The sequence below is a fragment of the Tessaracoccus yangjingae genome (assembly GCF_054483935.1).
This window is the reverse complement of record NZ_CM137014.1, coordinates 400229-416128: the sequence shown is the minus strand read 5'-3', so window position 1 is coordinate 416128 and position 15900 is coordinate 400229. Positions and strand designations below refer to the sequence as shown.

General features: G+C 70.7%; 11 protein-coding genes. 2 read left to right on the top strand and 9 right to left on the bottom strand.

What is annotated here, in order from left to right:
* Window positions 1-563: 563 nt before the first annotated feature.
* From ACX1D3_RS01830 to ACX1D3_RS01820, 3 genes are read right to left on the bottom strand one after another with little or no spacing between them, the layout of a single operon-like run.
* Window positions 564-2546 carry an ABC transporter ATP-binding protein gene (locus tag ACX1D3_RS01830; protein ID WP_458995278.1) on the bottom strand — a complete coding sequence of 661 codons (1983 nt, stop codon included), beginning with the start codon at window positions 2544-2546 and terminating at the stop codon, window positions 564-566.
* Window positions 2543-4288 (bottom strand): ABC transporter ATP-binding protein, encoded by a 1746-nt coding sequence (locus tag ACX1D3_RS01825; protein ID WP_458995277.1) that lies wholly within the window; start codon window positions 4286-4288, stop codon window positions 2543-2545. Before ACX1D3_RS01825 ends, ACX1D3_RS01830 begins: the two co-directional genes overlap by 4 nt.
* A complete protein-coding gene (locus tag ACX1D3_RS01820) occupies window positions 4285-4875 on the bottom strand; it encodes a TetR family transcriptional regulator (protein WP_458996468.1) in 591 nt (196 codons plus the stop codon). Before ACX1D3_RS01820 ends, ACX1D3_RS01825 begins: the two co-directional genes overlap by 4 nt.
* 299 nt (window positions 4876-5174) lie before the next feature.
* Between ACX1D3_RS01820 and ACX1D3_RS01815 the strand changes: the two genes are divergently transcribed.
* On the top strand, window positions 5175-8615 hold the full coding sequence (locus ACX1D3_RS01815) for a 1,3-beta-D-glucan phosphorylase, GH149 family (protein WP_458995276.1): 3441 nt from the start codon (window positions 5175-5177) through the stop codon (window positions 8613-8615).
* Window positions 8616-8654: 39 nt separating this feature from the next.
* On the opposite strand, the gene ACX1D3_RS01810 is transcribed toward ACX1D3_RS01815, so the two are convergent.
* The 5 genes from ACX1D3_RS01810 to ACX1D3_RS01790 all read right to left on the bottom strand — a co-directional run bounded on the left by ACX1D3_RS01810 (window position 8655) and on the right by ACX1D3_RS01790 (window position 12648).
* Entirely contained in the window at window positions 8655-9110 is a 456-nt protein-coding gene (locus ACX1D3_RS01810; RefSeq protein WP_458995275.1) for a cupin domain-containing protein, read from the bottom strand.
* Window positions 9111-9201: 91 nt separating this feature from the next.
* On the bottom strand, window positions 9202-10071 hold the full coding sequence (locus ACX1D3_RS01805; RefSeq protein ID WP_458995274.1) for a DUF4031 domain-containing protein: 870 nt from the start codon (window positions 10069-10071) through the stop codon (window positions 9202-9204).
* Window positions 10072-10084: 13 nt separating this feature from the next.
* Complete coding sequence (locus ACX1D3_RS01800; RefSeq protein ID WP_458995273.1) at window positions 10085-10324, bottom strand: MoaD/ThiS family protein; 240 nt, start codon at window positions 10322-10324, stop codon at window positions 10085-10087.
* Between the two features lie 16 nt (window positions 10325-10340).
* Window positions 10341-11462, bottom strand: a complete 1122-nt coding sequence (moeB, locus tag ACX1D3_RS01795; protein WP_458995272.1) for a molybdopterin-synthase adenylyltransferase MoeB — start codon at window positions 11460-11462, stop codon at window positions 10341-10343.
* 160 nt (window positions 11463-11622) lie between these two features.
* Window positions 11623-12648, bottom strand: a complete 1026-nt coding sequence (locus tag ACX1D3_RS01790) for a LacI family DNA-binding transcriptional regulator (RefSeq protein WP_458995271.1) — start codon at window positions 12646-12648, stop codon at window positions 11623-11625.
* Window positions 12649-12889: 241 nt separating this feature from the next.
* Here ACX1D3_RS01790 and ACX1D3_RS01785 point away from each other — a divergent pair, with 241 nt between their 5' ends.
* Window positions 12890-14314, top strand: coding sequence for a nitronate monooxygenase (locus ACX1D3_RS01785; protein WP_458995270.1), 1425 nt, complete (start codon window positions 12890-12892; stop codon window positions 14312-14314).
* 143 nt (window positions 14315-14457) lie between these two features.
* On the opposite strand, the gene ACX1D3_RS01780 is transcribed toward ACX1D3_RS01785, so the two are convergent.
* On the bottom strand, window positions 14458-15516 hold the full coding sequence (locus ACX1D3_RS01780; protein WP_458994711.1) for an IS110 family RNA-guided transposase: 1059 nt from the start codon (window positions 15514-15516) through the stop codon (window positions 14458-14460).
* Window positions 15517-15900 lie beyond the last annotated feature (384 nt).

Genomic DNA, 15900 nt, shown 5'->3' with positions numbered 1-15900 from the left:
GCCGGGCCGCCCATGATGCCGGTCGGCGGCGCTTCGCGCTGCCGCGTACCGTCATCAACGCCCACCCAACCTGCCCCGTCCCCCACCACCCCCCGCCCTGCTGTCCCCACCTCGCGTCAACCTGTGGGTGGTGGGGTTTGAGCCAATGGATGGGTTCGTGGAACGTCTCCCGCGTGAGTTGAGCGCGGGGCCCTCCGCGAACCCATCCATTGGCTCAAACCCCAGACCCACCCTGCCTCTGCGCCCACAATCTACGCCGTGGATCAGCCTCTGACTCGTGAGCTTGTCAGCCAACGTTTCTTAGGCTTCGAGGCCGCTTCGCGGCACCTCAGCCAGCGATGGGGCTGGCACCTCAGCCAGCGATGGGGCTGGCACCTCGGCCAGCGATGGGGCGGGCGCCTCGGTCGGGGATGGGGCAGGCACCTCGGCCGGCGACAATGGACATCCGCCCCTGACCAGGCGCTCCGCCAGGGGCGACCAACGCTCCAGCTGGTGGCCTCGTGTCGACGAGACGGGCCCCAGCCGTGTCGCGGCTGGGGCCCGTCAGGAGGGGGATGGTGAGGTCAGGCGGCGGTCTCCTCCTCGATCGCCGCGTTGAACTGGCTCTGGTAGAGGTCGTAGTAGTGACCGCGCGCGTCGAGCAACTCGTGGTGCGTCCCCTGCTCGACGATCCGTCCCTCCTCCATGACCAGGATCAGGTCGGCGTCGCGGATGGTCGACAACCGGTGCGCGATCACGAACGACGTCCGCCCCGTGCGCAGCGCCGCCATCGCGTGCTGGACCAGCACCTCGGTGCGGGTGTCCACCGACGAGGTGGCCTCGTCGAGGATCAGCAGCGCCGGGTCGGCCAGGAAGGCGCGGGCGATGGTGATGAGCTGCTTCTCGCCCGCCGAGACGTTCGACCCCTCCTCGTCGATGACGGTGTCGTAGCCGTCGGGCAGGGAGTGCACGAAGCGGTCCACGAACGTGGCCTTCGCCGCGGCCCGGATGTCCTCCTCCGAGGCGTCAGGACGGCCGTAGGCGATGTTGTCGCGGATGGTTCCGCCGAACAGCCACGTGTCCTGCAGCACCATGCCGATGTTGCTGCGCACCTCGCCGCGGGGCGCCGACGCGATGTCCACGCCGTCGATGAGGATGCGGCCCTTCTGCAGGTCGTAGAACCGCATGATCAGGTTGACCAGCGTGGTCTTGCCCGCCCCCGTCGGGCCGACGATGGCGACCGTCTGGCCGGGCTGCGCCGTCAGCGACAGGTCCTGGATGAGCGGCTGCTCGGGCTTGTAGGAGAAGCCGACGTGGTCGAAGACCACCTCGCCCCGCGACACCTTCAGCTCGCCGGAAGGCTCGACGGACATCTCCTCGGAGTCCAGCAGTTCGAAGACGCGCTCGGCCGACGCGACGCCGGACTGCAGGAGGTTGGCCATGGACGCCACTTGCGTGAGCGGCTGCGTGAACTGGCGCGAGTACTGGATGAAGGCCTGCACGTCGCCGATGTTCATCCGTCCCGACGCCACCCACAGGCCGCCGACGACGGCGATCACGACGTAGTTGAGGTTCCCGACGAGGAACATCACGGGCATGATGATGCCGGAGATGAACTGGGCGCCGAAGCCGGCCTTGTACAGCTCCTGGTTGCGGCGCTGGAACTCCGCCTCCACCTCCTTCTGGCGGCCGAACACCTTGACCAGGGAGTGGCCGGTGAAGGCCTCCTCGATGTGGGCGTTCAGCTCACCGGTGGACTTCCAGTTCTGCGCGAACAGCTTCTGCGAGCGCTTCCCGATCACGGAGACCACCAGCATGGCGATGGGCACCGAGATGAGCGCGACCAGCGCAAGGATGGGCGAGATCCAGAACATCATGATCAGCACGCCGATCACCATGAGCAGCGAGTTGAGCAGCTGCGACAGGGTCTGCTGCAGCGTCTGCGACACGTTGTCGATGTCGTTGGTGACGCGGCTCAGCACCTCGCCGCGCGGCTGTTTGTCGTAGTAGGACAGCGGGAGTCGGTCCAGCTTGGCGGCCACCTCGCGGCGCATCTGGTAGATCGACTTCTGCACGGAGCCGTTGAGCACCCAGCCCTGCACGTAGGAGAAGACGAACGACACCACGTAGAGGCCGAGCACGAGCAGCAGGATGCTGCCGATGGCGCCGAAGTCGATGCCCTCGCCGGGCACGAAGTCCAGGTTCCGGAGCAGGTCCGCGAGCTGGGTGTTGCCGTCGGCGACGGCGGCGTCGATCACCTGCTGCTTGGTGGCCCCCGCGGGCATCTGGGCGCCGATGATGCCCGAGAGCATCAGGTCGGTGGCGCGGCCGAGGATCTTGGGGCCGACGACGGCGAGCGCCACGGACGCCACACCCAGGGCGATGGCCAGGATGATCCCGGCGCGCTGGGGGCGCAGGTGCCCGAGCAGCCGTCGGACGGAGACCTTGAAGTTGGCCGCCTTCTCGCCGCTGCCGGACATGGGGCCGTGGCCCGGGCCGCCGCGGTGGGTGGGGGCGTGCTTGGGGCGCTCGTTGGCCTTGACGGGGGTTGCCTTGTTCTCGCTCATGCGGCGGCCTCCTCGGCGCTCAGCTGGGATTCGACGATCTCGCGGTAGGTCTCGTTCGAGGCCAGGAGCTCGTCGTGGGTGCCGCGGCCGACGATCTCGCCGTCGTCCAGGACCAGGATGAGGTCTGCGGCAGTGATGGTGGAGACGCGCTGCGCCACGACGAGGACCGCCGCGTTGGCGGTCTCAGGCCGGAGCGCGGCGCGGAGCCGGGCGTCGGTGGCGACGTCGAGGGCTGAGAAGGAGTCGTCGAAGATGTAGACGCTCGGCTTCTTCACCAGAGCCCGGGCGATGGCCAGGCGTTGCCGCTGGCCGCCGGACACGTTGGTGCCGCCCTGGGCGATGTGGGTCTCGAGCTGGTCGTCCTTCTCGAGGACGAACGCCTCGGCCTGCGCCACGCGCAGCGCGGCCCAGATCTCCTCGTCGGTGGCGTCGGGCTTCCCGTAGCGCAGGTTGCTGGCCACCGTGCCGGTGAAGAGGTAGGGCTTCTGCGGCACGAGGCCGATCCGGGCCCAGAGGGTGTCCGGGTCGAGCTGGCGCACGTCCACGCCGTCGACGAGGACGGAGCCCTGCGTGGCGTCGAAGAGGCGGGGGATGAGGCTGATCAGCGTGGTCTTGCCGGCGCCGGTGGAGCCGATGATCGCGGTGGTGGTGCCAGGGGTCAGCTCGAAGGACACGTCCTTGAGGACGGGCGACTCGGCGCCGGGGTAGGAGAAGCTGACCCGGTCGAAGACCACGTGGCCGCGCTCACCCGACGGCGCCACCGGGTTGGCAGGCGGAGCCACGGAGCTCTCGGTGTCCAGCACCTCCATGATGCGGTCCGCGCAGACGGCGGCGCGCGGCGCCATCACCAGCAGCATCGTCGTCATCATGACGGAGATGAGGATCTGGATGAGGTAGGAGATGAAGGCGGTGAGCTGGCCGATCTGGATGTCGCCGGACTCGATGCGCTGGGCGCCGAACCACATGACGCCCACCGTCGAGATGTTCATGATGAGCCCGACGAACGGGAACAGGAAGGCCATCAGGCGGCCCACCGTCGTGGTGGTGTCCACCAGTTCGGCGTTGGCCTTGTCGAAGCGGCGGGCCTCGTGGGGCTCGCGGACGAAGGCTCGGACCACGCGGATGCCGGTGATCTGCTCGCGGAGCACGCGGTTGAGGGTGTCGATGCGCTTCTGCATCACCTCGAACAGCGGCCCCATGTTGACGATGAGGATGGTGATGCCCGCGCCGAGGACGACGACGGCGGCCAGGATGATCCAGGACAGCCCGGCGTCCTCGCGCAGCGCCATGAAGACGCCGCCCACCATGGTGATGGGGGCGGAGACCAGCATGACGGCGCTCATGAGCACCAGCATCTGGACCTGCTGCACGTCGTTGGTGTTGCGGGTGATGAGCGACGGGGCCCCGAACCTGTTGAGCTCGCGGGCGGAGAAGGAGAGGGCGCGCTCGAAGATGGCGGCGCGGACGTCGCGGCCGAACTGCATCGCGGCGTTCGCGCCGGCCCAGACGGCTGCGATCTGCGCCGCCCCCTGCACCGCCGAGAGCAGCAGCATGACGCCGCCGGTGCCCCAGATGAAGTCCGTGTCGCCCGTGACGACGCCCTCGTCGATGATGCGGGCGTTCAGGGTGGGCAGGTAGAGCGACATGATGGTCGCGATGGTCTGCAGCGCGATGACGATCGCGAGCAGCCCCCAGTAGGGGCGGATGTAGCGGTTGATGAGCCGCCCTAAGCGGGAGATCATGCGATGTCCTTTCGGAGCGCCCCGTGGAGCGCGATGCGGGCGAGGTCGTCGAGTGAGAGCGACGACGAGACGAAACGGGAGGCGTGCCCGACGGCGAACGTGCGCAGCAGCGTGGCGAAGGCCTCGAGGGGGATGGTGATCTGGTCGCGGTAGGGGAGGAAGTGGTCCGTCATCCAGGCGTCGAGCTCGACGGTGCGGGCCTCGAGCTCGGTGCGGGCGCACTGCGCGGCGTGGGGCGCGGTGTGCTTCGAGGCCCCGTGGGCGGCGACGAACATGGTGTGCACGGAGTGCAGGTACTGCTCGATCAGCTCGATCGCGGCATGCGTCTGGCGCTCGATGTCGCCGGTGAGGTCCGCGGCGGCGAGCCGGGTGGAGAGCCGCTCGCTGGACAGGGCCTCGCTGATGGTGGCGGAGATGAGGTCGTCGAGGGAGGGGAACACGCGGAAGATCGTCCCCTCCGCCACGCCGGCCGCCTCGGCGACCATGCGGGTGGTGAGGGCCTGGCCGTGCTCCTCCAGGAGGGGGATGCTGGCCTCGACGATCGCGGCGCGTCGCTGCTCGGGGGGCATGGGGGCGGCGCGGGACATCACGGGATGAGTGTAGTGAGTGAACACTCACTCATCAAGATGGCCGGCGCCGCCCGCCTGGAGGAGGCTTGCTGGCAGGCCCCATCGAACCACCCGCCGCCGCCGACGGCGCCGCATGTGCGCGCCTCCTCTCTGTCGCCCCTGGGCGGGGGTGCTCTTGCTCTCGGGCGCCGCTCGTGTCATGATTCGTGAGAGCGCTCTCTCACCCGACCATCGCACAGCTGCGACACATCTGCCAGACGATGAGAGCGCTCTCGGGACCGGGCGGATCGCCCGCCCGCAGACGAGAGCGAGGACCAATGACCACGACCTTCGGCGCAACCACGCCCGTCACGGCGGCGCCCACGCGGGAAGCCGCCGGCGACGGCTCACTGGTGACACTGCAGGGGCGCAGGTTCCACCGGATCAGCGGCTACGACCGCATGGATCCCTTCTTCATGACGATCGTCAGCTCCAGCGACGTCTGGATCTTCATCTCCTCCACCGGCGGGCTGACGGCCGGCCGCGTCGACGCCGAGAAGGCGCTGTTCCCGTACTACACCGACGACAAGGTCGCCCAGAGCGCCGGCCGCACGGGTGGGCTCACGAGGATGCGCGTGACGAGCGAGGGGGGTGCCGTCTCGCACTGGCACCCGTTCGCCGAGCTCCGGCCGGGCGACCCGTCGGTGGAGCGGGTCCTGTACAAGGACGTCCTGGGTGCCGCCCTGGTGTTCGAGGAGACCCGCCCGGACCTCGGGATGCGCTTCCGGGTGACCTGGGAGTCCAGTGCTCGGTACGGCGTCGTGCGCAGCTGCGAGCTCACGTCCCTCGACGGCCGGGCCAGCGAGGTGGACGTCCTCGACGGTCTGGTCAACATCCTTCCCGCTGGGACCAGCCAGCAGGTCCAGAACGAGCTGAGCAACCTCCTCGACGCCTACAAGCGCAGCGAGCTGGACCCCGCCACAGGGCTCGGCATCTACCACCTCAACGCGTCCCTCACCGACCTCGCCGAGCCCAGCGAGTCCCTGCGGGCCAATGTGGCGTGGCAGGTCGGGCTCGACGACGCGACCCGCCTCCTGTCCACCCGCCAGCTCACGGGGTTCCCCGGCGCCGTCGACGAGGAGCTCGAGATGCGCGGCGAACAGGGCGCCTACCTCCTCCGCGCCGCCGTGACGCTGCCCCCCGGTGGCCGGCGCTCCTGGCGCATCGTCGCGGACGTCGACCACGACGCGGCCGATGTCGTCGCCCTCAACGCCGAGCTGCGCCAGGGCGGGATCGCCGCGGCGCTCGATGCGGACCTGGCACGGACCCGCGACGACCTCTCGGCGATCCTCGCGTCCACGGACGCCGCGCAGGTCACCGGAGAGGAGGTGGCCGCCACGCACCACCTGGCCAACGTCCTCTACAACACCATGCGCGGAGGCCTCCCCGCGTCGGGCTACGAGGTCGGCGCCGACGACGTGCGCGCCTTCGTCGCCCAGCGCAGCCCCGCCACGGCCGCCCGCTGTGCCGACACGCTGGCGTCGTTGCCGGAGCGCCTGCGCATCGACGCCCTCGTGGCCGCGGCCGACCGGTCGGGCGATCCGGACCTCTGGCGCCTCGCGATGGAGTACCTCCCCTTGACCTTCAGCCGGCGCCACGGCGATCCCAGCCGGCCCTGGAACAGGTTCCGGATCGAGCTCATCGACGGGCAGGGCAACCCGCGCCTCACCTACCAGGGGAACTGGCGCGACATCTTCCAGAACTGGGAGGCGCTCGCGTGGTCGTTCCCTGAATACGTGGAATCGATGATCACGGTGTTCCTGGATGCCACCACGGCCGACGGCTACAACCCCTACCGGATCTCGCGCGAGGGAGTGGACTGGGAGGTGCCGGAGCCGGAGAACCCCTGGGCCAACATCGGGTACTGGAGCGACCATCAGGTCATCTACCTGCTCAAGCTGCTGGAGACCTCCCAGCGGTTCCACCCCGGCCGCCTCCGCAGGCTCGCGGGGCGCGCGGTGTTCACCCACGCCGACGTGCCGTACCGGATCGCCACCTACGAGGCGACGTTGGCCGACCCCTTCGACACCATCGCCTTCGACGATGCCCGCCAGTCGCTCGTCGAGCGGCGCGTGGCGCGTGAGGGCGCCGACGGGCGCCTGCTCCACGACCCCGACGGCGGGATCGTGCGGGTCTCCCTGGCCGAGAAGCTCCTCCTCATCCTCCTGGCCAAGCTGGTCAACTTCGTCCCCGGCGGCGGCATCTGGATGAACACGCAGCGCCCCGAGTGGAACGACGCGAACAACGCGCTCGTCGGGCGCGGGCTGTCGGTGGTCACGCTGGCCTACCTGCGCCGCTACATCCCCGTCGTGCGCGGACTCCTCGACGCCGACGTCGAGCTCACCCCCGCCCTGAGCGACCTGCTGGCGGAGGTGCTCGCGGTCCTGGCGCGCCCGGCCGGCGACGCCGTCGACGACGAGTCGCGGCGCGCCGTCATGGACGCCCTCGGCGCCGCGGGCACCGCCTACCGCCGGCGGGTCTACGCCGGTGTGGGGCCCGAGCGCGTCACCGTGCGGGTCGACGAGGTCGCTGCGCTGCTCGACCACGCGCAGGCCCACATCGACGCCGCTCTCCGTGCCAACACGAGAGCGGACGCGATGATCCACTCCTACAACATCCTCGACCTCGCCCCCGGCCGGGCCGCCGTGCGCAGGCTCCCGGAGATGCTCGAGGGGCAGGTGGCGGCGCTCTCGTCAGGGGCGCTCAGCCCGGAGGAGTCGGTGGCGCTCCTGGCGTCGCTCAGGAGCAGCGCCCTCTACCGCGCCGATCAGCACAGCTACATCCTCTACCCGGACAAGCAGGTGCCCAGTTTCCTCGGCCGCAACACCATCACCGCGACGCAGGCTGAGTCCTGCCCGCTCGTGGGGGCGTTGGTGGCGGCGGGAGACCGCAGCGTCGTCGTCCGGGACATCCACGGCGAATATCACTTCGCCGCGGGCATCCGCAACGCGAAGGAGGTGGAGCGGGCTCTGGACGCACTCGCCGGACACCCCGACCTCGGGACCGCTCTCGCCGAGGGCCGCCACCGCCTGATGGAGGTCCACGAGGAGGTCTTCCGGCACGCCGAGTTCACCGGCCGCTCCGGGTCCTTCTTCGCGTTCGAGGGCCTCGGCTCGATCTACTGGCACATGGTGTCCAAGCTGCTGCTCGCCGTCCAGGAGACCCTCGAGCGGGCGGTGGCCGACGGGGCGGACGAGCCGGTGGTCGACGCGCTCAAGGCTGCCTACGAGGACGTGCGCCAGGGGCTGGGGTACTGCAAGACGCCGGAGGTCTACGGGGCGTTCCCGACCGATCCCTACTCGCACACGCCGAAGGATCACGGCGCCCGCCAGCCCGGGATGACCGGCCAGGTCAAGGAGGAGATCCTCACCCGGCTGGGGGAGCTGGGCGTCCGCGTGGAGGAGGGCCGCATCGTCGTCAGGCCGCTGCTGCTCCGCGACGCCGAGTGGACGACGGAGCCCGCGGAGTTCAGCTACCTCGACGCGGGTGGGGAGCAGCGCACCCTCGGGCTGCCGCCGGGCTCGCTGGCGTTCACGTTCTGCCAGGTGCCGGTGGTGTGCGTCCGCGGGGGCGACACCACGTCGATCACCGCGGAGCTGGCCGACGGCTCGACGCGTGAGCACCCGGACGGCGCCCTGAGTGCCGAGCTGAGCGGCTCCGTGTTCCGGCGGGAGGGCACGGTGACCGCCTTGCGCGTCCGGATTCCGGCAGGGGCCTGAGCGCGGAGGTGGGGAGCGCGTGAGGCGCTCCCCACCTGCTCACTCCTCCGGCTGGGACGTCCAGGCGGGGGGCTCGTCCTTGCCCGCCTTCTCGTCGGCCTCCGAGTCCTCCTCGGTCTTGTGCACCTTGCCCTTGGCGTGGTGCGACGGGGCGTAGATGACATAGAGCTGCATGGGCTCGTCGCCGGTGTTGACGATGTCGTGCCACGTGCCGGCCGGCACCTGGACGGACCAGCCGTCCTCGACGTCGACCTTCACGTTGAGGTCGTCCTTCGTGGGCCCCATCAGGCAGCGACCCTTGCCGGCGTCGAGGCGGATGAACTGGTCCGTGTCCGGGTGCACCTCCAGCCCGATCGAGTGGGCCACGGGGATGGACATCAGCGTGACCTGCAGGTACTTGCCCGTCCACGCGACTGTGCGGTAGTTCGGGTTCTCCTTGGTGGCGGTCTCAAGGTCGAAGACGTTGGGCTCCGGACCGTTGTCGGTGATCTTCATGGGTTCTCCCTCCGCTGGTCTTCTCAATCTAGCGACCTGCGCCAGCGGTCCGCTGAGATTCGCGGCGCCCCGGCCGCGCCGGGGACGTGGATCAGGCGTCGAGCCTGGCCAGCTCGTCGGCGAGGTTGGCGCGCGCGCGGGCCTCCCAGAGGTCGCGGCCGGCGACGGTCCGGTACAGGGGGTCCTGGCCGAGCAGCGAGCGCAGGACGGCTGCCCGCCCCACCCGCCAGGCGTCGTCGTCGACGTGCGCGTAGTCCAGCCGCACGTCGCGGACGTAGACGTGGTAGCGGCCGGGGATCTGGCCGAGGATCGAGAGGTCGGCGTCGGAGAGGAACGCGCCCAACGGGTCGTCGGGGGAGTGGTCGGCGGTCATCCGCACCAGCCGCGACACCTCCGCCACCTGCCCGGCCGCCATCACGCCGTCCAGCAGGGTCTCCGCGAGCGCCGCCGAGCGCTCCTCGTCCTGGCCAGGGACGCCGTCGTAGACCGCGTCGTGGAACCAGGCCGCGACCTCGACGACGGGGTCGTCGGAGCCGAGGTGGCCCAGCGCGGAGAGGCACTGCGCCAGGTGGCGGACGTCGTGGTAGTGCCGGTGCGGCTCGGACCAGCGGGTCATCAGGGTGTCGCGGAGGGAGCCCGGGAGGCCGAGCCGCTCCCAGGCGGCGACGACGGCGGCGCGGGCCCTGACGCGGGTGGGGGTCTTCTCGTGGGGGCGGACGCGCAGCCCGGAGCGGGCGAGGCGCCGCACCAGCTCCCGCTCGTCGAGGGGGACCGCGCCGGCCGCGACCAGCTCGTCGTACCGCGACACCGGCACGTCGTAGTGGTCGTGGTCGAAGGCGCGGGGCGGGATCCCGGCCCGGCGTGCGAAGGCGTGGAGCTCGTGGAGCGAGGAGTCGGAGACCAGGTGCCCGAAGACGGTGCCGTGCGCGGGCCAGCGGGGCGGATCGATCAGCACGGCCATGGTCGATCCCCCGTCAGCCGCCGGCGAAGGGGGGCAGGACGTCGAGCACGGCGCCGTCGGCCAGCGGGGTGGCGGGGTCTGAGACGTATCGCCCGTCGTGGAGGATCGAGCTGACCTCGAGCACGCGGCCGAGCCTGGCGTCGTGCCGGGCGCGGAGGTCCGTAAGCAGCCCGCCGAGCGTGGCAGCCTCAACCTGTTCCTGCTCCGTGCCCGCGGCCTCGGCCGCCGCCGCGAAGTACCTCACCGTCGCCATGGGGACCAGTCTCGCATCAGTAGTGCGGGTAGCTGGGATCGATCCGCTCCGCCCAGGCGATCATGCCGCCGTCCATGAGCGACACGTCCGGATGCCCCAGGGCCACCAGGTGCGCGGCCGCCCGCCGGGCGCGGGGCGAGATCTTGCAGTAGACGATCACAGGGCCGTCGGGGAGGTTGTCGTCGAGACGGTCCCAGCTCAGCACCTCGCCGAGCGGCACGGCCAGCGAGCCGGGCAGGGTGCCCAGCGCGTGCTCGGCCGGTTCGCGGACGTCGAGGAGGGTGGGGCGCGCGGGGTCGTCGAGGATCGCGGCCACGTCCTCGACGGTGAGCTCGTTCAGGGCCATGGGTGCCTCCGGGGTGTGTGTTCTGGCGACGGGGGGAGCGGGGCGCAACGGCACCTCGCGGGTGCGCTGGGTGAGGGCGTCGATGAGCAGGATGCGGCCCACGAGCGGCTCGCCGAAGCCGCAGATCAGCTTGACGGCCTCGGCGGCCATGATGGAGCCCACCTGCCCCACGAGCGCGCCCAGCACGCCCGCCTCCGCGCAGGACGGCACGTCCTCGGGGCGCGGCGGGACGGGGTACAGGTCGCGGAGGGTCACCGCGTCGGGGCCGCCCGGCACGAAGGAGGACACCTGCGCGTCGAAGCGCAGCACCGCGGCCCAGACGACGGGGAGGCCGAGGGCGGCGCAGGCGTCGGCGACGGCGTAGCGGGTGGGGAAGTTGTCCGCGCCGTCGAGGACGAGATGGTGGCCCGCGAGAAGGCTCTGGGCGTTGTCAGGGGTGATGCGTGCGCGGTGGGTGGTGACCTGGACGTCCGGGTTGAGGGCCGTGACGAACGCGGCGGCCGAGTCCGCCTTGGGGTGCCCGACGGCGTCGTCGCGGTGGACGATCTGGCGCTGCAGGTTGGTGGCGTCCACCACGTCGTCGTCGATGATCGTGAGGTGCCCGACTCCGGCGGCGGCCAGGTAGGCGAGGATCGGGCTGCCGAGGCCTCCGGCGCCCACGACGGCGACGCGCGCGGCGAGCAGCCGGCGCTGCGCCTCGATGCCCATGCCGGGCACCAGAAGGTGCCGCGAGTAGCGGGTGAGCTGGGCGCGGGTGAGCTCCGGGCCGGGTTCCACGAGCGGGGCTGTCACCGTTCGAGCCTACCCGTGCGGCCCGGGCCGGGTGGGGGTGGTTTGAGCCGATGGATGGGTTCGCGTGGCCGGCCCAGCGTGGGCCGAGCGTGAGCGACGCCGCGAACCCATCCATCGGCTCAAACCCCGCAAGCCAAGAGGCCCCCAGGGGTCGGCCCCGTCAGACGCTGGCGCGCTCGATCAGCTCCATCTCGAGCACCACCGTCGTCGGGGGCTCCCCGCCCACCATGGCCAGGGCCAACTCCGCCGCGATCCTGCCCTCCTCGCGCATCGGCTGGCGCACCGTCGTCAGCGGGGGAGTGGAGGTGGCGGCGACGGCGTGGTCGTCGAAGCCGATCACCGACACGTCCCCGGGCACGGAGCGCCCGGCGAGCTCCAGCGCCGCCATCGCGCCCACGGCGATGCGGTCCGAGCCCGCGAGCACCCCGTCGATGCCTGGCTCGGCCTCCAGCAGCCGGCGCATGGCCTCGAACCCGGAGGTGGAGTCCCAGCCGGTGGAGATCGCGAGCTCAGGGCGGAAAAGCGCGCCCAGCGACTCCCGGTAGCCGACGAGCCGGTCCGCCGCCGCGGGATTGTCGAGCGGGCCGTTGATCACCGCCACGCATCCGCGCCCGCGCTCGGCCATCCTGGCCCCGGCGAGGCGGGCGCCGCGGACGTCGTCGGCGAACACGCTGGAGAACACGCCCTCGTACGGCTGCCCCTCGAGCTGCCCACACAGCACCACCGGGAGGGTGCCGCCCTTGAGCGCCTCGAGCATGTCCCCGCCCACATACGGGGAGATGTCGATCACCGCGTCGACGGAGCGGCGTTCGAAGTGCCGCAGCGCCCGCCGGTGCTCCGCCTCCGAGGAGGCCTGCAGCAGGATCGGCAGGGTGGGGGTCTCGGCGAGGCCCTCGGTGATCCCGCGGAGGATCGACGCGTAGGTGGGGTCCTGGAACAGCTCGTCGAGGGGTTCGGTGACGAGGATGGCCACGGACTCCGCCCGGCCGACGGCCAGCGCCCGGCCCTGCGCGTTCATCACGAAGCCGGTCTCGCGCACCGCCTCGCGCACCTTCTCCTTGGTGTCGTCGGTGACCAGGGGCGAGTCGTTGAGCGCCCGCGACGCCGTTGCCCGCGACACCCCCGCCACGCGCGCGACGTCGCCGATCGTGACGCTGGCGCGGCCGGCGCGGGGGGCTCTGGGCACGGGACTCCTTTGGGGCGTGGGTGCGGCCCATCTTCCCACGCACCGGGGTCGTCGACCCGCCGGCCCTCGAACGGTCGTGTCCGGGTGCGGGTCACGCCAACGACCTCGGAAGCGGGCGCTCGCCGCAGGCGGCGGCGACGAGGGATCGTTCAACTGCGGAGCTCTCCGCCCACGATTCTTACGGTCGCGTAAGTTACGGTACCGTAGGGATATCTGTTCGCGCATTCTCGAGGAGAAGCCGGTGACCATCACACAACCCCCCACCCTCATCCAGGGCGGCATGGGCGTCGCGGTCTCGTCCTGGCAGCTTGCCCGGGAGGTCTCGCTCTGCGGCCAGCTCGGCGTCGTGTCCGGCACCGCGCTCGACGGCGTGCTTGCCCGCGAGCTCCAGGACGGGGACCCGGGCGGGCATCGCCGCCGCGCCCTGGCGCACTTCCCGTCGCAGGCCATGGCCCAGCGCGTCCTGGACACCTACTTCCTCGAGGGTGGCCGCGCGGAGGGGCAGCCGTACCGCCCCCACCCCACCCTCACCATCTCGCCCCGCCGCGCCGCGCTCGAGCTCAGCCTGTGCGGCAACTTCTCCGAGGTGTGGCTGGCCAAGGAGGGCCACGAGGGCACCGTCGGGATCAACCTGCTGGAGAAGATCCAGACCGCCAACCTCTCGGCCATCCTCGGCGCGATGCTGGCGGACGTCGACTACGTGATCATGGGCGCCGGCGTTCCGCGCGAGATCCCGCGCGTGCTCACCGAGTACGCCTCCGGCCGCACCGGCCACCTCACCATCGACGTGATCAACTCGACGACGACCCACCGGGCCGCGCTCAACCCGCACACGCTGCTCGGCGACGAGCTCCCGCCCCTGCGCCGCCCCAACTTCCTGGCCATCGTCACCCTCCACGTGCTGGCCGACTACCTCAACCGCGACCCCGAGATCCGCCCGGACGGCTTCATCGTCGAGGGCCCGACGGCGGGCGGCCACAGCTCCCCGCCGCGCGGCAAGGTGGTCCTCGACGACGCCGGTGACCCCGTCTACGGGCCGAGGGACCACGCCGACCTGGAGAAGATCGCCCGCGTGGGCCTGCCGTTCTGGCTGGCCGGCGGGTTCGCGTCCCCGGAGAAGGTGGCCGAGGCGCGCGCCGCGGGTGCCGCGGGCGTCCAGACCGGCACGCTGTTCGCGCTGGCCGACGAGTCGGGCCTCACGCAGGACCTCCGCAGCCAGCTCCACGCCGAGCTCGACGCGGGGACCCTCGAGGTCCGCAACGACCCGCGGGCCTCGCCGACGGGCTTCCCGTTCAAGGTGGCCCAGCTCCCCGGCACGCTCTCGGAGGAGCCGGTCTACGAGGAGCGCGAGCGCATCTGCGACCTCGGCTACCTGCGCGTGCCCGTCGAGCGCGAGGACAAGTCGATCACCTACCGCTGCCCCTCCGAGCCCCTCATGCCGTATGTGCGCAAGGGCGGCACAGTGGAGGAGACGGTGGGCCGCAAGTGCCTGTGCAACGCCCTGATGGCCAACATCGGCCTCGGGCAGCTGCGCAAGAGCGGCTACCAGGAGCAGCCCGCCATCACGCTCGGGCAGGACCTCGACAGCGCCCGCGTGCTGGCCGCCCGGTACCCGGGTGGGTGGCCGGCCAAGGCAGTGGTCGACTGGCTGCTGAGCGGCGTCTGACCCTGCTCGCCTCCCCCCGCTGGTTGAGGTGTGAGGAGCGCCAGCGACGAGCCTGTCCCCGCTGGTTGAGGTGTGAGGAGCGTAGCGACGAGCCTCGAAACCTCAGAGACGTCCCTTGTCGGCTCGCTTTTCTTAGGACGCTCCTATGTTTTGTCAACCCCTTTTTCGAGGATTCTGAAGGTCTGGCGGGCGACGTAGCGTTTGAGGCAGCGGCGGATCTCTCGCTTGGTTCGGCCTTCAGCGGTGCGGCGTTCGATGTAGGCCTTGGTGGCTGGGTCGTTGCGTTGTCTGCAGAGGATGATGGTGTGGATGGCCTGGTTGAGGTGGCGGTCGCCGGAGCGGTTAAGGCGGTGTCTGGTCTGTTGTGTGCCGCTGGTGGCCGGGATGGGGGCGGTTCCGGAGAGCATCGCGAATGCGGCCTCGGAGTGGACGCGTCCGGGATGGGACCACACCAGCAGCAGGCTCGCCGCGACGATCGGTCCGACGCCGTTGAGGTCGAGCAGGTCAGGGCGCCACTTCCTGACGATGTCGAGGATCTGCCGTTGCAGGGCCATGGCGTAGAGCCGCAGCGACCGGGCCCGCTGTGCGAGTTCCTTCAGTACCGGCATCAGGATCCCGGTCAGGGGGTCGTCATTGGTGTGGGGTCGTAGTTTCAGGGCCTGGGTGACCATCGGGGCGGTCTTGCGGCCGGTGAACCGTGACCGGAGCTCGTCGGGGGCGGTGAGCACCATCGAGCGGAGTTGGCGTTCGGTGTCGGTGGCCTGCGTGATCGTCAGGTGTCTGCTGGTGACAAGGACCTGGAGCGCGGCACGGTCACCGGTGACCGCCCGCGGGGTGGACAGGGAGTCCCGGCCCAACGCGTCCCGGGCTGCCCGGACCGCGTCGATGGAGTCGGACTTTGCGCCGTTGCGGCGCTTGATCCGCTCTGGTCGGTCGACCTCGACCACCAGTTCGCCGGCCAGGGCGCGGGTCAGGCCGATGCCATGGCTGTTGGTGCCCTCGATCGCCCACCCGCGCCGGCCGGGACGGGTGTGGGCCCAGTCGATGAGCTGCTGATAGCCGGCCGGGTCGGCCGGGGTCTTGATCGTGTCGAGCACCCCGCCGGTGACCGCGTCAACGGCCGCGGCGACGTGGAACTGCTCGTGGGTGTCGACCCCGATCACAAGGTCGACAAGCTCGCGGAGATTCTTCACACTGGACATGCGTCCCCTTCCATGGACGTCAACCATCGGGTTCCGATCCGGGCAGGGACTAGGCACAACTGTGATGGGACACAACCGGCGCTGCTGACGCTGGTTGGTCAAGCTCCTGAATCAGGCCACTGGTTTCTGCTCGGGTCGGGGTCGACGCTCACGCCGGACATGTCCTAACCAAGGCACCCGGAGGGCCAGCTTCGAGGAGAGTCACGACGCGACCGTCGATCCCAACAACACCACCAATGAGGTGGTGACACCAGACTCACAGCTTCGAGGCCGCTGCGCGGCACCTCAGCCAGCGAGTGGGGGAGGTGCCTCGGCCTGTCCCGCTGGTTGAGGTGTGAGGAGCGCAGCGACGAGCCTCGCAACCTCGGAGACGTTCCTTGTCAG